Here is an 18744-nt window from a genome sequence, read left to right as displayed (position 1 = left end):
TAAGCTACTTCGCGGAGGCAGACATGACGACTGAAAAGCAGGACAAGACTGCATGGCGGCCAGGCAGCGTGCGCGGCATGTCCGCCCGCTTGGCCCGCTCCCTGACGGGTGGCCGAGTAAAGATTAACCCGGCGCTGGACCCTTTGATGTCCATCCACCGGGAATTTCACCCGAAGGCAGACGCGGAGCTGCTCAACAATGCCTACACCACGGCACAGCATCTGCACGAAGGCGTTTTCCGCAAATCCGGCGAGCCCTACATCACGCACCCGTTGGCGGTGGCGACCATTGCGGCTGAAATTGGCATGGACACCACGACTGTCGCGGCGGCTTTGCTCCACGACACAGTGGAAGATACCGACTATTCGCTGGAGGACCTCACCCGTGATTTCGGGCCCGAAGTAGCCCGGTTGGTCGACGGCGTAACGAAGCTTGACAAGGTCGCCCTCGGTGCTGCTGCGGAAGCAGAGACAATCCGCAAGATGATCGTGGCCATGGCCACCGACCCGCGCGTGCTCGTCATCAAGGTGTGTGACCGCCTGCACAACATGCGGACCATGCGCTTCCTGCCGCCCGAGAAGCAAGCAAAGAAGGCACGCCAGACCCTCGATGTCATTGCGCCGCTGGCTCACCGCCTAGGAATGGCCAGCGTCAAATGGGAGCTTGAGGATTTGGCCTTCGCCATCCTGTACCCAAAGAAGTACGACGAAATCGTGCGCATGGTAGCGGATCGTGCACCCTCGCGTGATCGAGCGCTGAAGGAGATCAAGGCCCAGGTAGGCCAGGCCCTCAAAGCCAATGGCATTGAGGCCGAAATCATGGGTCGCCCGAAGCACTACTGGTCGATTTACCAGAAGATGATCGTGCGCGGCCGCGACTTTGCGGAAATCTTCGATCTTGTGGGCATCCGCATTCTTGTCGATGACATCAACTCCTGCTATGCCGCCATTGGCGTGGTGCACTCGCTGTACCAAGCTCTTCCGGGGCGCTTTAAGGACTATATTTCCTCGCCGCGCTTTGGCGTGTATCAGTCATTGCATACCACCGTGATCGGGGCGGGTGGCTCCACCCTTGAGGTCCAGGTGCGCACGCACGAGATGCACTATAACGCGGAGTTCGGCGTGGCCGCCCACTGGCGCTATAAGGAAACTAAGGGCAAGAACTCGGGCCACCAAGAAGAAGTGGACCAGATGGCGTGGATGCGTCAGCTGCTGGATTGGCAGAAGGAAGCGGCAGACCCCAACGAGTTTTTGGATTCCCTGCGCTATGACCTTACAGCCAAGCAGATTTTTGCCTTTACCCCAAAGGGGGACGTGGTCAACCTGCCCGCGGGTTCCACCCCTGTGGACTTCGCCTATGCGGTGCATACCGAGGTCGGCCACAGGTGCATCGGAGCGAAGGTCAACGGCAAGCTCGTGGCCCTGGAATCGGAGCTAAAATCCGGCGATAAGGTCGAGATCTTTACCTCTAAGGATCTGAATGCTGGTCCCTCGCGGGATTGGCAAGAATTCCTCGTATCGCCCCGCGCAAAGACGAAGGTGCGGCAGTGGTTTGCCAAGGAGCGCCGAGAAGAGCACCTCGAGGCAGGGCGCGATGCCTTGGCTGCCGAGGTGCAACGCGGCGGTTTGCCCATGCACCGCCTGTTTACTGCCAGCTCCATGAAGCAGGTTGCTGAGCAGCTGCACTATCCAGATGTGGACGCTCTCTATACCGCTATTGGCGCGGGCCACGTGTCGGCACAGCACGTTGCCAACCAGCTCATGGCCCTTTTCGGGGACCAAGACGATGCCGTCGATGCCTTGGCTTCGCGTACCCCACTGAGCGAGCTGGAAAACTCCCGCGCTCAGCACACGAAGGATTCCGCAGCCGGTACCGGAATCTTGGTGGAGGGCAGCCCAGATGTCATGGCCAAGTTGGCGAAGTGCTGCCAGCCGGTGCCAGGGGATGCCATCTTTGGCTTCGTCACCCGCGGCGGTGGTGTGTCTGTCCATCGAGCGGACTGCACCAATGCCGAAAAGTTGAAGTCCGAGCCCGAGCGCATGATGCAGGTCGAGTGGGCCGGCGGACCGAAGTCCTCCGGCGCATTCGCCGCAACCTTGCAACTGGAGGCGATCGACCGCCAAGGCCTGCTTTTTGAGCTCACGCGAATCTTCAGCGAGCAGAGCCTCAACGTGCTGTCGATGACGTCCAATCGCGGTGATGATCACATCGCCACCGTGCGCTTTTCCTTCTCGGTTTCCGATACCAAGCAGCTGGGGCAGCTCATGACAACGTTGCGCAACACGGAGGGTGTCTTCGACGTTTATCGCGTCACCGCCTAAGCCTCCCACCCCTGATTCGGGGGTGCGTGGCTGAACTCAAGGTTGCGCGTGGGTGAAACTGGGAAAGATCTTTGATGAACGCGCTGGTGGCGGATTCAACGTGCGCTGCGCCTTCGTGATGCATGCGTTATAAACACGTGGACAAGATTCCTCTCATTCTCAGGAGAACCACGTGAACTTCCGTCGCTTTGGCCAGCTGTTGGCCGCCACTACCGTTACCGCCGTTGCTGTCTCCGGCGCACCTGCTTTCGCCGCTGAAGCTGACCAGGTGACTTTCTCCGTCACCAACTTCACCGACTTCCACGGCCACCTCGAGCCAGCAACCGATCGCTCCGGTAACCCGTCTGAACTCGGTGCGGCACGCATGGCGGCTCTGATCAAGCACGTCAACGAAGACCAGGAATATGCATTGACTTCCTCCGGCGATAACGTCGGTGGTTCTCCGTTCGTGTCTGCTATCTCCGGTGACAAGTACACCACCCAGGCCCTGAACGCCATGGATCTGGCTGCGACCGCGGTGGGCAACCACGAGTTCGACAAGGGCACCGAGGACCTGACCGGACGCATCACGAACGAATCCGAATTCCCGATTCTGGGTGCCAACGTGATCAAGGACGGCAAACCGCTGCTCGATGCCTCCGCAGTCCGCGAAATCGACGGCGTTAAGGTCGGTTTCGTCGGTACCGTCACCGAGAACACCAAGTACAAGGTGTCTGCCGCCTCCATCCCGGGCGTTGAGTTCACTGACCCGGTAGAAGCTACGAATAAGGAAGCTAGCCGTTTGAAGAAATCCGGCGAGGCCGATGTGGTCGTCGCCCTCTTCCACGAGGATGCACAGGGCTTTGCCGAGGGCTTCAACAAGGATGTTGACATTCTCTTCGGCGGTGACACCCACCAGAAGACCATGGGCGAGGTCGAGCGTGAAGGAGCACTGCCGCTGCAGTGGGCTCAGGGGCACGAGTACGGCAAGTTGCTTAATGACGCCGACATCACCTTCGACAAGGCCGAGAAGAAGATCACCAAGATTGAGCTAAAGCAGTACACCGCTGCTGATGCCGCGGAGCTTGCCGACGACCCAGCGGTTGCTGACATTGTCGCTCAGGCCAAGGCCGAGTCTGACGAGGAGGGCAACAAGGTTGCCGCCATCACCGAGCAGGCCATGTTCCGTGGTTCCGACGAGGGCGGCGAGCCGGGCTCCAACCGCGGCGTGGAGTCCACCCTCAATAACTACATTGCGGACGGCCAGCGCTATGCACTGTCCCAGCAGATTGGTAAGGACATCGACCTCGGCATCATGAATGCCGGCGGCGTCCGCGCGGACCTCAAGGCGGGCGACGTTACCTACAAGGACATCTTCGCTGTCCAGCCTTTCGGCAACCAAGTAATCACCGGTACGGTTTCTGGCCAGGAGTTCATTAATGCCCTGGAGAACCAGTGGCAGCCGGGCAACGAACGCGCACGACTGGCTATGGGCCTGTCCAACAACGTCACCGTAGTCTATGACCAGAAGGCGGAGCAGGGCAAGCGCGTTAAAGCCGTGACTATTAACGGCGAGCCGCTCGATCCGAAGAAGGACTACACCGTGGCGATGTCTTCCTTCCTTGCTCCGAGCGCTACCGAGAAGGGCGGCGATGGCTACTTCAATGCGGGCGCACTGAAGGATCGCAACGATGTTGGTTACATGGACACCCAGGCGATGATTGACTACATCAAGTCCGATAAGGCTGAGGTCCGCACCGGCCAAAGTCAGATTGGTGTTCACATCAAAGGCGACGTGAAGCCGGGCAACGAAATCACCATCGACCTGTCTTCCCTGAACTACTCCAACGCAGAGGAGCCGCAGGCTAAGAAGGTCAGCGTTGCTCTTGGTAATGCAAAGGCTGAGGCTGACATTGATAACTCTGCGCAGGAAGGGGACAAGGGCTTCGGTGAGCGCGGCCGCGCAACCGTCAAGCTCACCATCCCGGAGGGCCAGACTGGCGAGCAGAACCTCGTAATCACCACCGATGCTGGTACTGAGGCTGTACTTCCGTTGTCCCTTGGCGGCAATGACGGCTCGCAGGATGGTGGCTCTGCTAAGTATGCTGGTTCCTCCATCGGCCTGAGCGTAGGTATCGTTGCCGCAATTGCTGCTGCTGTCGCAGCAGCTATCGGTGCCATTAACATGCCGGTTGCTGCGCTCCCAGCTCCGGTTCAGCAGATGATTGAGCAGCTGCGCAAGCAGTTCAACATCTAGTCATTTTTGACGCACAAGCCCGCACTACGGTGCGGGCTTTAGCTTTATCTCGCGGAAGGTAGGGTAGGAGGTTGTGGATACACTGAGGCTTTTTGGACGCGAGGCAATGTACCAACTTGGTATCGAGCCTCACCGCATTCCCCTGGTGATGCTTGCAACGCTGGGTATCTATCTGGCCTTCATGGTGTTGGTCAAGCTCTTTGGCAGCCGCGTTCTGACGTCCATCACTGCCTCTGATGCTGTCATCATCATTATGTTTGGTGCGGTCTCGGGCCGCGTTATTGTGGGCAATCCGCCGACGCTTGCCGCCGGCATCATTGGCCTGTTTACCCTCATGCTCTTGGAGGCCGCCTTCGGCACATTCCGCCAATTGGTGACGTGGTCACGGTTTATTGACCGCAAGCCGGTATTGCTGGTCTATAAGGGGCAGCTGCAGGAAGACAATATGAGTTTCGCCCACATCACTGAAAGAGACATTAACTCCGCCGTGCGTAAAGTTGGCCTCGGCCGGCGCAGCGATGTGCAACTGATGATCCTGGAGCCAACCGGCCAGATTTCCGTCATCCGACGAGGCCAGCTTGTCGATGCTTCAGTGTTCAAGGATGTCCTTGGCGCCGAGCGCATCGAGGAAGTGGATGAGCAGAATTAGTAGGGGTTTCTGGCTTCTTAGAGAAGCCGCGCCGAGTCTATTGCGCCGTCGTATCTGGCGGAACGAAAAACGAAAAATCTCCTCTCACGCGCATTGCGCAAGAGGAGATTAGAGGCGATCGTGGCTTACTTGGTGCCAGCGATCTTGTCGCCGAGACGCATTGCGTCATTCATGGCGCCGATGATGGAGGTGAAGACCTTAATCCACTCGCGGATTTCCTTCGGGCTGATGTTGCCCTCATCGTCGGAGGAGAGGGCGAAGAAAGCCTTGGAGGAGCTGTCATCCTCAACCGGAGCTGCGGAAGCAACTGCGGTACCGGAGAAAGCGATGGTTGCAGCGGTAGCAGCAGCAACGATGGACTTACGGGAGAAGAACTTCATGGTGTGTCCTAATCTGATTCGAATGTGAACGGAATGCCAGACTTATGTGGTCTGACTTACTTAGCGAAGTTCTTGTTGTAGAAAGCGAAGACAGTGCCCAGAGCGCCGATGATGGCGGTGAAGACAGCGATCCAGTCGCGGATCTCCTTTGGGCTCATGTCGGAGATGGAGGAACCCTTGGAGTCATTGGAGGAAGAAGAGGAAGAAGACTCCTTGTCCTTATCCTTGTCCTTATCCTTGTCCTTATCCTTGTCCTTGTCGTTGCCGCCGTTGTCGGTGGTGGTGGTGTCGTTAACTACAGGAGCGTCGTCGGTGGTGGTCTCAGCGGTAGCAACGGTCACGCCGGACAGGGAAACGGTAGCGGCGGTAGCGGCAGCAACAAGTGCCTTACGGGAGAAGAGCTTCATTCTCGTTCCTTAGGTATCTCGGGATTTTCAAAGACCTCACAGATGCTACTGAGGCATTGCGCGTTTTGCAAGGGTTCTATTATTTGAGCAACGAGTCTGAAGGTCTGCTGGCTGTCGCATGTGAGCTGGGTTTATCACGATATGGCACCTTCGGGCGAAGGATGCTTTGCTAAATGAACAGCTCAAGGCTAAGAAACTCTTAGTTCACGATGGATAGTGTGGGGTGGGAAAGGAAAAGCCCCGCTCACTGAACGTGCGCGAGGCTGATCACCGTAAAGGGGGTAAAACTTAGCTTTCGATGGTGGCCTTAGTAATGCGAACCTCTTCAGCGGGTTCACCATCGGATTGCCCATCTTTGACGCCCTTAGCGGCGATGGCGTCGATGGTCTTCTGGCCCTTCTCTGTCAGGTTGCCAAAGTATGTGTAGGCAGGCGGAAGCTCCGAATCCTTGTAGTTAATGAAGAACTGGGAACCATTGGTGTCTTCGCCGGCGTTAGCCATGGCGATGGAACCCTTCGGGTACAGAGCCGGCTGGGCCATTGCGGCGTCGTCAGCCTCATCAGTGGGATACTCGTTGGCAAATTGGAAATCCGGTCCGCCGGAACCCTTACCGGACGGGTCACCGCACTGCAGGACGAAGATGCCGCCATCAGTCATGCGGTGGCACACGGTGTCGTCGTAATACTTCGCCGAAATCATGTCCGTAATCGCGTTGACGGTGCACGGAGCCAGGGAGCGATCAAGAGTCATTTCAATATCGCCTTGCTTGGTGGCGAAGTTGACGGTCACCTCGCCCTTGGCGGGAATGTCCTTGCCCTGCGGAGTGGGGACCTCACGGGAAGCGTCGCCAGACTCCGGGTATTCACAGGTGACGGTCTCACCAAGGGGCTTAGCGCGCTTGCCGCTCAATGCCTCGGCAGTGGGGGCTTCGGTGGTGGTATTCGCAGCGGAGCTCTCTTCGGCCTGGATTTCTTCTTCCTCTGACGAGCGCGTGGACAGGAACCAGATACCGCCAACGAGGGTGATAATGACCACGGCGGCCATGAGAACGACGCCTAGCGGGCGGCTCTTTTGTTTGCGGTCACGGGACTTCAGCTCGCGATCGAGCTGATTGAGCGCATCATCCAAGCGCTGGCTGTTAGTAGACACTTATGTTTCCTTCACTGTGGTGGTTCACAAACTTTCGACCCACTCATCCTAACCGCACCGTTGTGCACCGTGGCGAGCCGCCCCGAGGGTCAGTACGCTTGGGTGCCATGGCTACAACGAATTTTCAGAATAAACCCGTCGAAACCAATGCAGAGCTTCCCAAGGTTGGTGACGCCCTGCCGGACTTCACCCTCGTGGGAACCGACTTGGCAGAGTTGACCAACGCTGACTTCGCAGGCAAGCGCTTGGTGGTGTCCTGCTTCCCATCCGTGGATACTGGTGTGTGCGCGGCACAGCTGCGTAAGTTCAACGAAGAGGCAGCTGGTCTAGAGAACACCGTTGTCCTGTCCGTCTCCCGCGACCTTCCTTTCGCGCAGGAGCGTTTCTGCGCTGCAGAAGGCATCGAGAACGTCGTCAGTGCTTCTGATTTCCGCTCTGATTTCGCCGATAAGCTCGGTCTCGTCCTGGAAGGCTCCCCGCTCAAGGGCTTGTTCGCCCGCGCGGTCATCGTCACCGACGAGGATCACAAGGTGACCTACACCGAGCTGGTTCCGGAGGTCACGACTGAGCCGGACTACGACGCAGCTTTGGCGGCCCTCAAGTAATGAGCGCTCCTGAAATCTACGGTTTCGCCGCTGGGCCTTATAAAACCAACACGTATGTGGTGGCTAACGGTTCCCGAGCGTTCATCGTGGACCCAGGGATGCACACGCGCGAGAAGCTTGAGCAACTCGCGCGTGAGAAGTCCTTGGAGTTTGAGGCCGTCGTACTTACCCACGGCCACATTGATCACACGCGCGATGCCGCCGAGTTTGACCTACCGGTCTACATCCACCCGGATGATGCGTTCATGCTGGTGGATGGCTCTGGTGTGTCTCCCGAGTCGCAGATGCTCTTTGCTGCTGCCTCCATGAAGCAGGTAGCGGACCGCCGCGACTTGATCGGCGGAGAAACGTTGAGTCTGGTTGGCCTGGAATTCGATCTGCTCCATGCGCCAGGGCATTCGCCGGGATGCGTCATCCTCGTGGCTGAGGGGATTGCCCTGACGGGCGACGTGCTGTTTAAGGGCTCCATCGGGCGCACTGACTTGCCGCATTCCGACCACGCCGCGATGCAGCGTTCGCTACGCGGTCCCGTGTGGGGGCTCGATGACTCCCTTGCTATCTTGCCGGGGCACGGCCCAACGACGACCATGCGCCGCGAACGCGCGACTAATCCGTTTCTACGCGCAGCGGGGGATGTACTCTAAAGGGCGTGAGTGATAAGAAGCAGTTCAAAGCCCTGTCCGCGCCTAAGGGTGTGCCGGACTACGTCCCGCCGCAATCGGCCATCTTCGCCAAGGTCCGTGAGGCCTTCGTGCATCAGGCACACCTGTCCGGCTTCCAACACATCGAACTCCCCGTCTTTGAGGACACGTCGCTGTTCGCCCGCGGCGTGGGGGAGTCCACGGACGTCGTGTCGAAGGAGATGTACACCTTCGCCGATCGCGGTGATCGTTCCGTGACGCTGCGACCAGAGGGCACCGCGGGTGTCATGCGCGCGGTCATTGAACACAACCTCGACCGCGGCCAGCTTCCGGTGAAGCTCAACTATTTCGGTCCCTTCTTCCGCTACGAGCGTCCGCAGGCGGGCCGCTACCGCCAGCTGCAGCAGGTTGGAGTGGAGGCCATCGGCGTGGATGATCCGGCGCTGGACGCAGAGATCATTGCCTTGGCGGATCGCTCCTACCGCAGCCTAGGCCTGAGCCAATTCCGCCTTGAGCTGACCAGCTTGGGTGACCACGACTGCCGCCCAGCTTACCGTGAGAAGCTGCAGGAGTTCCTGTTCAAGCTGGATCTAGACGAAGAAACCAAGGCCCGCGCGGAGCTAAACCCGCTGCGCGTGCTCGATGACAAGCGCCCGGAGGTCCAAGAGCAGCTTGTTGATGCCCCCTTGATGCTTGACCACCTCAATGCCGAGTGCCGTGAGCACTTTGAGACGGTCACTGGCCTGCTCGATGACATGGGCGTGCCCTATACCATCAATCCGCGCATGGTCCGCGGCCTCGACTATTACACGAAGACCTGTTTCGAATTCGTCCACGATGGCCTCGGCGCGCAGTCCGGCATTGGCGGCGGCGGCCGCTACGACGGGCTCATGGCTCAGCTCGGCGGGCAGGAGCTGTCCGGCATTGGCTATGGCCTCGGCGTGGACCGCACGGTTTTGGCTCTGGAAGCCGAGGGCGTGGAGCTCGAGGGCGTCGACGAGCGTGTAGCCGTTTATGGTGTGGCCTTGGGCGCTGCGGCAAAGCAGAAAATGGTCAGCATTATCAATGACCTGCGCAAGGCCGGCATTTCTGCCGATATGTCCTTCGGTGACCGTGGCCTCAAGGGAGCGATGAAGGGCGCTGACCGCGCCAACGCCCGCTTCGCGCTCGTCCTCGGTGACCAAGAGCTAGAGGCTGGCTCCGTGGCGCTCAAGGACCTACGCGCACACGAGCAGCACGACGTCCCCGTTGGGGACATCGTCAACCAGCTTCGTCAGCTGGTTTAGCACTCCACCTGGGAGACGGTGAAGCCCATCGTCTTCGCTAGGCCGCCGAGCGAGGTCTCCTTGTACTTGGAGAGCATGTCGCGTCCGGTTTCGGCCATGGTGCGCACCGCGTTGTCGAGGGTGACGTGGTGCGTTCCCTCACCCATGCGGGCCAGGCGAGCGGCGTTGATGGACTTGACGGCGCCGATGGCGTTGCGCTCGATGCAGGGGATCTGCACGAGCCCGCCGACAGGGTCGCAGGTCAAGCCGAGGTTATGCTCAAGAGCGATCTCGGCAGCGTTTTCCACCTGCTCCGGGGTAGCACCGAGCAGCTCAGCCATGCCGGCCGCCGCCATGGAGGAGGCAGAGCCTACCTCACCCTGGCAGCCCACTTCGGCGCCGGAGATGGAGGCATTGGACTTGATAATGATGCCCACGGCACCCGCAGTGAGCAGGTAGCGGCGGGCATCGGCTCGCGTAAAGTCCGCCATAAAGTCGCGGGCATAATGGAGCACCGCTGGGATGATGCCACAGGCGCCATTCGTCGGCGCAGTAATGACGCGGCCGCCGGCGGCATTCTGCTCGTTGACAGCGAGCGCGTAGAGGTTTACCCATTCCATTGCAGAAAAGCCACAGGACTCGTCGTCCTGCTTGGCCAACAACTGCTGGTACATCTGCGGCGCACGGCGGTTGACACGGAGACCACCTGGCAAGATTCCCTTGGTGGAAATTCCCTCGGTCACGCATTCGCGCATGATGTCCCACACAAGGTCGAGGTGCTGGTAGACGTAGTCGAGCCCGCCTTCTTCGCGGTGCAGGACTGCCTCATTGGCGGCGACGATCTCCCAAATGGCCATGTCGTTGGCCGCGCACAGGTGAAGCAGGTGCTCACCCGATTGGAACTCATAAGGAACGGTGTCCTCAGCAGTTGCCGCGGCGACACCAGCCGGTACACCGGAGTCGGTTTGAAGCTGGGCATTGAATTCCTCGCGGGACAGGATGAACCCGCCGCCGACGGAGAAGTATTCCGCGTTCTCGGCGAGGATGGAGCCACCTTCGTCCCAAGCGGTGAAAATGAGGCAGTTCGGGTGCTCCGGCACCGGCTCGTTGTTGAACTCGATGCTGTACTGCACATCGCCTGCAGGGCCCGAGATGGAGCCCTCGCTGGGGATGAAGGCATCAGCACGCGGCTCGGCGTCGAGCGGTACTGACAGCGGGTCCCAACCAGCAAGCCCCAAAATTACGGCGCGATCCGTAGCGTGGCCGCGGCCGGTAGCAGAGAGCGAGCCGCGCAGCACGACGTGGACCTTTGCAGGGTGTTCATCCAGTGTCTCGAGGAAAGCCTTGGCGGCACGCATGGGGCCGACGGTATGAGAGGAGGAAGGGCCGATGCCGATGGAGAAGATATCGGTCACGCTAATTGTCATGTGGGGTCAAACCTCCTTAGAAGCGTTAAATAAGTTACGCCTTACGATAGTACCGAGAGCCCTCCATACCTGCTTAGTTCGGCTGGCCGTCGTGGCGGGAGAGGAGTGCGCGGAATCCGGCAGGGTCCGAATCCAGTATGTTTTCTGAACTGTCTTGCGGCGCTTCCTGCGTTTCGCTGAGGGGGCCGGTAAGCCCAGCGACGCGGTCGACCGGGCGCACCATGAGGTCCGCCAACTCCCCAGCGGCGCGCTCGATGCGCTTCTCATTGCGCGCGCCCTCCGCGGTGCCAAAGTCCTCCGTGGCCTGGAAGACGCCGGTGGGGACCACCGTGGCATGCAGGTAATTGAGCAGCGGCCGCAGGGCATAGTCCAGGACCAGCGCGTGCCGGCTGGAGCCGCCTGTGGCCGCGATGAGGGTAGGAAGCCCCTCCAAGGAATGCGGCTCCAAAGTGTCGAAGAACATCTTGAACAAGCCCGAGTAGCTTCCTTGGAAGACTGGGCTGACGGCGATGAGACCGTCGGCATTCAGCACGGCGGACTGTGCCGCGTTCAGACGAGGCGTGGGCGAGACCCAGTTGGTCATGGCCTCGGCCAGCTCACCCGCGAGCTCGCGTAGCTCCACGACGGTGATGTCCACGCTCTCTCCCCGGGCAGTGACGTGAGTGGTGGTGGCGGATGAGAGGGCGTCGCCAAGCGCGCGCGTCGACGACGGCGAGGACAGCCCAGCCGTAACAAGCACGAGTGAGCGCATTTATTTCTCCTCTCCAGGGCTGACCAGCGCGTGTGGGGCATAGGATCCAAGCGTGGCGTGCGTTGGCGGGTTAGAAGGTACATGATCCGGGCGGCGTTCCTCAAAGCGGCGGCGAAGCTCGGGTACCACCTGGGTGCCGAGGATTTCGATCTGTTCTAACACCACCTCTTGCGGCAAGCCGGCGTGATCGATGAGGAAAAGCTGGCGCTGATAGTCACCTACCCAGTCAGCAAACTGCAGCGTGCGCTCCACGACTTGCTCTACGGTGCCTACCGTCAGCGGGGTCTGAGCGGTGAATTCTTCTAGGGAAGGGCCGTGGCCGTAGACCGGAGCGTTGTCGAAGTAGGGGCGGAAGAAATCCTTCGCTTCCTGCTCAGTAGACCCGATGAAAACATGCCCGCCGAGGCCCACGATGGCCTGATCCGCGCGACCATGACCGTAGGATTCATAGCGGTTGCGGTAGAGGTTCACCATCTTCGCGGTGTGTTCCTTGTTCCAGAAGATGTTGTTGTGGAAGAAGCCATCGCCATAATAGGCAGCCTGTTCGGCAATCTGTGGGGAGCGGATGGAGCCATGCCAGACAAAGGGCGGGATACCATCGAGCGGTGCCGGTGTGGCGGTGAATCCCTGGACCGGGGTTCGGAACTTTCCTTGCCAGGACACGACGGGCTCACGCCAGAGGCGGCGCAGCAAGTGATAATTCTCTACCGCGAGTGGGATACCCTCGCGGATGTCCTTGCCAAACCACGGGTAGACCGGACCGGTGTTACCGCGGCCCAGCATTAGGTCGATACGTCCGTCGGCGAGGTGCTGGAGAAAGGCGTAGTCCTCAGCCAGGCGGACAGGGTCGTTGGTAGTGATCAGCGTGGTGGCAGTGGAGAGTTGAAGGTTCTTTGTCTGTGCCGCGATATAGGCCAGGTGAGTGGTGGGCGCCGATGGGACGAAAGGTGGGTTGTGGTGCTCACCGGTGGCGAAAACGTCGAGGCCTACCTCCTCCGCCTTGAGCGCGATCTCTGTCATCGCGCGGATGCGCTCAGCCTCGGTGGGCGTGCGGCCGGTGGTGGGGTCTTGCGTGACGTCACCAATGCTGAAAACTCCGAATTGCATGCCAATCTCCTTTCTGTGACGTGTCAACAATAATGTACCAGGAGATTATTCCCACTCGAGGGCGTCGACCAATATTGCGAGATCCCCGGTGTCGCGATGGCCAGCGGACGCTGCGAAGGCTTTCCGTGCTCGGTGAGGAGGACTGCGCTGGCATGGACGCCATCTGTAGTGGGTTCTGTGAGAGCGTCGATGACCTCTTGCGCGCTGGCTGTGCGGGGTAGAAACTCGGCGCGGTCCTTCTTCTCGGCGAATTCCAAGACGGCGCTGATTGACGCCGCGTTGACCACGCCATCGTCTCCTAAATCGGCCGCAATCCACCGGGCAATGACGTTGGTCGTGAGAAGCGCCTGGTATGCCCCTGAATCGTAGATTGGAATTTGCGAGTAGCCGGTCTGGTTAATAAGTCGTAAGGCTTCCATAATCGGGGTATCGGGGGCAAGGATGGTCACGTCACGGCCGGAAAGAAGGGACTGCGCCGTAGGCGGATCCGTGAGAAGGCGTTGCAGGTTTTCCAGTTGCGTGATGACCTGTGGGTGTGGGGTAGCGATGGGTGCGCCGTCGAAGTAGCGGCCATGGGCAATGGCATTACGTAGGTTGCCAAAGTCCTTCAGCTGTTCTGCTTGGCGTTTGCCTAACAGATGCTTGTCGTGTGCGCGATCAACAATCCACCAGAAAGAATCTGAATTCTTTGCCCCAATAGCCTGGCGGAGAAATTGTTCAATGTCGTTGAAGGCGGAAAAGAATCTGGCCAGGGAGTTATCGCTCATGGGCACCTAGTGTACGGATCTGGCGGTGCGTGCTGGGCCCGGTCGCTCAAGCACAATCGCCGCGAGGACCCCGGCTGTGGGGCCCTCGCGGCGATAGAGCATAATTCGCTGTGCGCGTGATGCGCTGAAGCTTTAGAAGGCGACGCGCAGGATAGAAACCGTCACGGCTGCGATGGCTGCTGCTGCCGGGAGCGTGATAACCCACGCGAGGGCGATGGGCTTCATCAGTTTCCAGTTGGCGGCGCGGTTTACAATGCCGACACCAAGGACAGCACCGATGAGGATGTGGGTTGAGGAAACCGGCAGGCCCAGGAGGGACGCTGCCATGACGACGGCAGCGGCGGCCAGCTCAGCGGCGAAACCGGAGGAGGGGTGCATCTGAGTCAGGCCCGAACCGACCGTCTGGATAACGAAGCGTCCAATAAACCAGAGGCCAGAAATCAGGGCGATACCCATGGCCACCATGACTGGGAGGGGGACAGTGACTTCATCGGAAATCTGGTTCGTCTGCAGGACGTCGAAGACGGCGGCAAAGGGGCCAATCGCGTTAGCGATATCGTTCGAGCCATGTGAGAACGCGAAAGCCGAAGCAGTAAAGACCTGCATCCAAGAGAAGAGAAGGAAGGTCGAGCGCGACAGGGACTTCTTCTTCAGGGAGCGGGCGAAGATGAACACAGCCATCCAGACCACGGCGCCAATCATGCCCATGACCAGGAAGGTCTCCAGGGTGGAAAAGTCAACGCCGGTGTTCTTCAGCCCCTTGAAGAGCATCATCGCGGAGATAATGATGGCGCCCAAAGCGGCCAGCAGCGGGACCCAGTTCTCCAGTGCGCGGTGCGCATTAATGTCCTCGAGATCCTTGTTGAGGTTGTGCAAATCCCGGTAGTAGTCGGACTCGAGAGCCTCTGGGTCGTAATCATCTTCCGCAGTGAGGGCGGCATCACGGGCCATGGCGTTGGTGTAGGAAATCTGCTGCAGCTCGTTCATGCGCTCGAAGCGGGTCTTGTGCTCCTTGCGCAGCGCGGCGCGGCGAACCTTGATCTCGCGCAGGCGCTCGTCCGCGGCGTCGTTGTACACCAAGATGGAAGTCTTGATCCACTTGAAGAGCAGGAAGGCGGCAACACCACCAAGAACAGGGGAAAGTACCCAGGAGAAAGCGATGGTGCCAATGCCGCCCCACTGCACCATGTCCATGCCGCCCTTGCCGGTGATGAAGCCGACGGTCAGTGCGGCGCCGACGATACCGCCGACGATGGAGTGTGTCGTGGAAACCGGCCAGCCCATGCGGGTAGCGACGAGCAGCCAGATGGCAGCGCCAAGCAGCGAGGCCATCATGATGTAGACGAACTCCATGGGGTCGAGCCCGTCAATCGCTTCCAGGTCCACGATGCCGGAGCGGACGGTATCGGTCACCTCACCGCCTGCGAGGATGGCGCCGGATACCTCGAAGACTGCTGCGACCGCGAGGGCCTGCTTCATCGACAAGGTTCCTGCACCCACGGAGGTACCGAAGGAGTTGGCGACGTCATTGCCGCCAATGTTGAAGGCCATGAATACGGCGAAGATGATTGCTGTAACCAGGACTACGCGATTAGCCCCCTCAGCAACCTCTCCGTTGCTCCAAATGATGAAGAAGATCAGCGTGACTGCGGTGATGGCGCCGAAGAACAGGTGCCAGATCCAGTCCTTGTTCTTGCCATTCATCGATTCGAGGTCAGGCATCGTCGGCGTGGCGGTGCTCAAAACGTCGTTCCTTTCATGAAGAGAACGTTGCGTGATGAGGGAGCGCGGGCTGCCGCGGGCAGGGCGGACGCGCCGTGAAAGCAGGGGATAATGTGCCTGTCGCGGTGCAGGGTGATGGCATCACGCACGGTTCTTTTATGCTTTTAAAGACAGAGCGGATCCCACCACAAACCGGCGGGAACTTGATCAGGGTAAAGCATCAAGATTGCCAGCAGGTAAACACTTCATGTATTTGAATTTAATCTGCACTTTCGTGGCACATTTGGGGGTGGTGCGACCGTGAGGTGGCCGCACTAACACTATTTAAGCTCAGTATTAAGACTTATATACGCCTCGGCCCAAGGTGTCGCACTGTTCCATCTTGCCGGTGTTATATCCAGCGAGGAAGGCCTGAGCGCGGTCCTCAGAGGAGCCGTGCGTCCACATGTCCGGGCGTACTTCGCCGCCCGAGCGGCGCTGGATGTTGTCATCGCCCACAGCGCGAGCGGTGTTGACGGCATCGGTTACTTGTTGCTCAGTAATCGTCTCGAGCAGAGCGTCTTCGCCCTCATCGGCGTAGTGCGCCCAGAGGCCGGCATAGCAATCAGCTTGCAGCTCAACCTTCACCGCGTTGGAATCCTCGCCGGGCTCGTTGTAGTTGGACAAGCTGAGCGTGCCTTCCAGCTTTTGAATGTGGTGGCCAAATTCGTGGGCCACGATGTACATCTGGGCCAGAGGGGCATTCTCGCCGCCGAAATTGCGGAGCTGATCAAAGAAGGCGGTGTCGAAGTAGGCCGACTCATCCGCTGGGCAGTAGAACGGGCCCGTGGCGCCCGAAGCCTGGCCGCAGCCCGACATGGTGGTGTTGTTGAAGATGACGCGGCCGGGCTCGACGTAGTCAATGCCGGCTTGCTCGGGTAGTTCGCGTGCCCAGACCTTGTCGACGGACTGGGCGGCAAACATGACGCGGCAATCGTCGTACTTATTGCCGTCCTCGGCAGTTTGGCAGTGCGCAAATGCGTCTTCGCCGCTTTCCTCTGGTCCCACCTGAGTCTGGTCGGTCTGGGGATCGCTTCCGGTGATGGCGCCAGGATCGCCGCCGAGGAGTAGATAGAGACCAATAAGAAGGAGAGAGCCAATGCCGCCGCCGGTAGCGATCATGCCGCCGCGGCCTCCACCGCCGGAGCTAGCTCGCTTACCATCAAAATTGGCGCCAGATTTAAAAGTCATGCCAGAGATTTTGCCACAAGCTGGAGGTGGTGTCTGCTCGATAAGTGGACTGCTGTCAAGCACGCGGTGCTCACCCTAGCGCTGAGCAAGTCCGGTGCGGGCGGTAGACTTGGGCCGTTCAAGTACTTGCATCCCTCGGCGCGTGCTGTCTACGCGTGGCGTGTGTGGGTGCGAGCGTCAACGATGAGAAGGGATTGAACGAGAGTGCTGCGTACACATTTGGCAGGCGAATTGCGCAAGGAGATGGCAGGGGAGACCGTCACTCTGACGGGTTGGGTCGCTCGCCGTCGCGACCATGGCGGTGTTATCTTCATTGACCTGCGTGACCGCTCTGGCGTTGCCCAGGTGGTTTTCCGCGAATCTGAAGTAGCTGAGCGTGCCCACGATCTGCGTTCTGAATACTGCGTCAAGGTTACCGGCGTTGTGGAGCCGCGCCCGGAAGGCTCGGCTAACGCAAACCTGGCATCTGGTGAGATTGAGGTTAATGTCTCGGATTTGGAGGTGCTCAACAAGTCCGCAGCGCTGCCGTTCCAGATCGATGACCCGTCTTCTTCCGGTGAGGTCGGTGAAGAGACCCGTCTGAAGTACCGCTACCTGGACCTGCGCCGTGAGCGCCAGCACGAGGCTCTGCGCCTGCGCTCTGCCGCTAACCGCGCCGCCCGCGAAGTTCTGGACAGCCATGACTTCACCGAGATCGAAACCCCGACCCTGACCCGTTCCACCCCGGAGGGCGCACGTGACTTCCTCGTGCCCGCCCGCCTCAAGCCGGGCAGCTGGTATGCACTTCCGCAGTCCCCGCAGCTGTTCAAGCAGCTTCTCATGGTGGCCGGCATGGAGCGCTACTACCAGATTGCTCGCTGCTACCGCGATGAGGACTTCCGCGCGGACCGCCAGCCTGAATTTACGCAGCTCGATGTCGAGATGTCCTTCGTGGACCAGGACGATGTTATTGCCCTAGCGGAAGAGATTGTATCCGCTCTTTGGAAGCTCATCGGTTATGAGATTAAGACGCCGATTCCGCGCATGACCTATGCCGACGCCATGAAGTACTACGGATCTGACAAGCCGGACCTGCGCTTCGACATCAAGATCGTGGAGTGCACCGAGTTCTTCAAGGACACCACTTTCCGTGTCTTCCAGAACGAGTATGTCGGTGCTGTTGTCATGGAAGGCGGAGCTTCCCAGCCGCGCCGTCAGTTCGACGCTTGGCAGGAATGGGCGAAGCAGCGCGGTGCGAAGGGCCTGGCTTATATCACCATCGCTGAGGATGGCACCCTGGGCGGCCCAGTGGCCAAGAACATCACTGACGCCGAGCGCGAAGGCATTGCCGAGCACGTTGGTGCTAAGCCGGGTGACGCCATCTTCTTCGCCGCCGGTGATGTAAAGTCTTCTCGTGCTCTGCTGGGTGCAGCGCGCGGTGAGATTGCAAAGAAGCTGGACCTCATCAAGGACGGCGACTGGGCCTTCACCTGGGTCGTGGACGCACCGCTCTTCGAGCCCGCCGCTGATGCCACCGCTTCGGGCGACGTGGCTCTGGGCCACTCCAAGTGGACGGCAGTCCACCACGCCTTTACCTCGCCGAAGCCGGAGTACCTGGATAGCTTTGATGAGAATCCGGGAGAGGCCTTGGCCTATGCCTATGACATCGTCTGCAACGGCAACGAAATCGGCGGCGGCTCCATCCGTATCCACGACCAGGATGTGCAAAAGCGCGTCTTCGATGTCATGGGTATCGGTGAAGAGGAAGCACAGGAGAAGTTCGGCTTCCTGCTCGATGCTTTCCAGTTCGGTGCCCCGCCGCATGGCGGCATCGCTTTCGGTTGGGACCGCATTGTCTCCCTGCTGGGCGGATTCGATTCCATCCGCGACGTCATTGCCTTCCCGAAGTCGGGCGGCGGCGTGGATCCGTTGACCGATGCTCCGGGCACCATCCCTGCTGAGCAGCGCAAGGAGACCGGCGTGGACTTCAAGCCGGAAAAGGCCGCTAAGGCTGCACAGGGTGAGAAGGCTGGAAAGGAGTCTTAAGGCCGCGCAGCGCCGGTAATGTAGTTGGGCCTACGACAAGTGGAGGCAGGCAAGCAAGTGAA

Annotated in this window: 16 protein-coding genes; 7 read left to right on the top strand and 9 right to left on the bottom strand. The window is 59.7% G+C overall.

Going from position 1 to position 18744, the window contains the following annotated elements; genetic code table 11:
• The first annotated feature begins 23 nt into the window (after positions 1-23).
• The 3 genes from CAURI_RS07375 to CAURI_RS07365 all read left to right on the top strand — a co-directional run bounded on the left by CAURI_RS07375 (position 24) and on the right by CAURI_RS07365 (position 5206).
• Positions 24-2321: a RelA/SpoT family protein gene (locus tag CAURI_RS07375; RefSeq protein WP_010190167.1), complete on the top strand. Its 2298-nt coding sequence runs from the start codon at positions 24-26 to the stop codon at positions 2319-2321.
• 172 nt (positions 2322-2493) lie between these two features.
• Entirely contained in the window at positions 2494-4557 is a 2064-nt protein-coding gene (locus tag CAURI_RS07370; protein ID WP_010190165.1) for a bifunctional metallophosphatase/5'-nucleotidase, read from the top strand.
• A 73-nt stretch (positions 4558-4630) separates the two neighbouring features.
• The gene (locus tag CAURI_RS07365; protein WP_012715071.1) at positions 4631-5206 is read left to right on the top strand and encodes a DUF421 domain-containing protein; all 576 of its coding nucleotides are present in this window, start codon (positions 4631-4633) and stop codon (positions 5204-5206) included.
• A gap of 125 nt (positions 5207-5331) precedes the next feature.
• On the opposite strand, the gene CAURI_RS07360 is transcribed toward CAURI_RS07365, so the two are convergent.
• From CAURI_RS07360 to CAURI_RS07350, 3 genes are all read right to left on the bottom strand, one after another.
• On the bottom strand, positions 5332-5586 hold the full coding sequence (locus CAURI_RS07360) for a hypothetical protein (RefSeq protein ID WP_010190160.1): 255 nt from the start codon (positions 5584-5586) through the stop codon (positions 5332-5334).
• Between the two features lie 56 nt (positions 5587-5642).
• A complete protein-coding gene (locus CAURI_RS07355) occupies positions 5643-5993 on the bottom strand; it encodes a hypothetical protein (RefSeq protein WP_010190158.1) in 351 nt (116 codons plus the stop codon).
• 288 nt (positions 5994-6281) lie between these two features.
• A complete protein-coding gene (locus CAURI_RS07350) occupies positions 6282-7142 on the bottom strand; it encodes a peptidylprolyl isomerase (protein WP_010190157.1) in 861 nt (286 codons plus the stop codon).
• A 107-nt stretch (positions 7143-7249) separates the two neighbouring features.
• Here CAURI_RS07350 and tpx point away from each other — a divergent pair, with 107 nt between their 5' ends.
• The 3 genes from tpx to hisS are packed head-to-tail and all read left to right on the top strand — an operon-like array spanning position 7250 to position 9674.
• Complete coding sequence (gene tpx, locus CAURI_RS07345) at positions 7250-7747, top strand: thiol peroxidase (protein WP_010190156.1); 498 nt, start codon at positions 7250-7252, stop codon at positions 7745-7747.
• Entirely contained in the window at positions 7747-8391 is a 645-nt protein-coding gene (locus CAURI_RS07340) for an MBL fold metallo-hydrolase (protein WP_010190155.1), read from the top strand. Before tpx ends, CAURI_RS07340 begins: the two co-directional genes overlap by 1 nt.
• A 5-nt stretch (positions 8392-8396) precedes the next feature.
• Complete coding sequence (gene hisS, locus CAURI_RS07335; protein ID WP_010190154.1) at positions 8397-9674, top strand: histidine--tRNA ligase; 1278 nt, start codon at positions 8397-8399, stop codon at positions 9672-9674.
• Here the strand turns inward: hisS and CAURI_RS07330 are convergent.
• The 6 genes from CAURI_RS07330 to ypfJ all read right to left on the bottom strand — a co-directional run bounded on the left by CAURI_RS07330 (position 9671) and on the right by ypfJ (position 16657).
• Positions 9671-11080, bottom strand: coding sequence for an L-serine ammonia-lyase (locus tag CAURI_RS07330; RefSeq protein WP_010190153.1), 1410 nt, complete (start codon positions 11078-11080; stop codon positions 9671-9673). The genes hisS and CAURI_RS07330 overlap by 4 nt on opposite strands.
• Positions 11081-11153: 73 nt before the next feature.
• Entirely contained in the window at positions 11154-11831 is a 678-nt protein-coding gene (locus tag CAURI_RS07325) for an FMN reductase (protein WP_010190152.1), read from the bottom strand.
• A complete protein-coding gene (locus CAURI_RS07320) occupies positions 11832-12938 on the bottom strand; it encodes an LLM class flavin-dependent oxidoreductase (protein WP_010190150.1) in 1107 nt (368 codons plus the stop codon).
• Positions 12939-12961: 23 nt separating this feature from the next.
• Positions 12962-13705: a CBS domain-containing protein gene (locus CAURI_RS07315; RefSeq protein WP_010190149.1), complete on the bottom strand. Its 744-nt coding sequence runs from the start codon at positions 13703-13705 to the stop codon at positions 12962-12964.
• Between the two features lie 132 nt (positions 13706-13837).
• Positions 13838-15448, bottom strand: a complete 1611-nt coding sequence (locus CAURI_RS07310) for an inorganic phosphate transporter (protein ID WP_010190147.1) — start codon at positions 15446-15448, stop codon at positions 13838-13840.
• A gap of 315 nt (positions 15449-15763) precedes the next feature.
• A complete protein-coding gene (gene ypfJ, locus CAURI_RS07305; protein ID WP_010190146.1) occupies positions 15764-16657 on the bottom strand; it encodes a KPN_02809 family neutral zinc metallopeptidase in 894 nt (297 codons plus the stop codon).
• Positions 16658-16861: 204 nt separating this feature from the next.
• On the opposite strand from ypfJ, the gene aspS reads away from it, so the two are divergent.
• Positions 16862-18682, top strand: coding sequence for an aspartate--tRNA ligase (aspS, locus tag CAURI_RS07300; protein WP_010190145.1), 1821 nt, complete (start codon positions 16862-16864; stop codon positions 18680-18682).
• The last annotated feature ends 62 nt before the right edge of the window (positions 18683-18744 follow it).

The sequence above is a fragment of the Corynebacterium aurimucosum ATCC 700975 genome (genome assembly GCF_000022905.1).
Taxonomy (GTDB): domain Bacteria; phylum Actinomycetota; class Actinomycetes; order Mycobacteriales; family Mycobacteriaceae; genus Corynebacterium; species Corynebacterium aurimucosum_F.
The sequence above is the reverse complement of the archived record's forward strand: the minus strand, read 5'-3'. Positions and strand labels throughout refer to the sequence as shown.

Excerpts from the sequence above, each read along its gene's own strand:
- CAURI_RS07340 (WP_010190155.1), top strand. The coding sequence starts at position 7,747 with ATGAGCGCTCCTGAAATCTACGGTTTCGCCGCTGGGCCTTATAAAACC.
- CAURI_RS07375 (WP_010190167.1), top strand. The coding sequence starts at position 24 with ATGACGACTGAAAAGCAGGACAAGACTGCATGGCGGCCAGGCAGCGTG.
- CAURI_RS07325 (WP_010190152.1), bottom strand. The coding sequence starts at position 11,831 with ATGCGCTCACTCGTGCTTGTTACGGCTGGGCTGTCCTCGCCGTCGTCG.
- CAURI_RS07320 (WP_010190150.1), bottom strand. The coding sequence starts at position 12,938 with ATGCAATTCGGAGTTTTCAGCATTGGTGACGTCACGCAAGACCCCACC.
- CAURI_RS07330 (WP_010190153.1), bottom strand. The coding sequence starts at position 11,080 with ATGACAATTAGCGTGACCGATATCTTCTCCATCGGCATCGGCCCTTCC.
- ypfJ (WP_010190146.1), bottom strand. The coding sequence starts at position 16,657 with ATGACTTTTAAATCTGGCGCCAATTTTGATGGTAAGCGAGCTAGCTCC.
- tpx (WP_010190156.1), top strand. The coding sequence starts at position 7,250 with ATGGCTACAACGAATTTTCAGAATAAACCCGTCGAAACCAATGCAGAG.
- CAURI_RS07355 (WP_010190158.1), bottom strand. The coding sequence starts at position 5,993 with ATGAAGCTCTTCTCCCGTAAGGCACTTGTTGCTGCCGCTACCGCCGCT.
- CAURI_RS07315 (WP_010190149.1), bottom strand. The coding sequence starts at position 13,705 with ATGAGCGATAACTCCCTGGCCAGATTCTTTTCCGCCTTCAACGACATT.
- CAURI_RS07360 (WP_010190160.1), bottom strand. The coding sequence starts at position 5,586 with ATGAAGTTCTTCTCCCGTAAGTCCATCGTTGCTGCTGCTACCGCTGCA.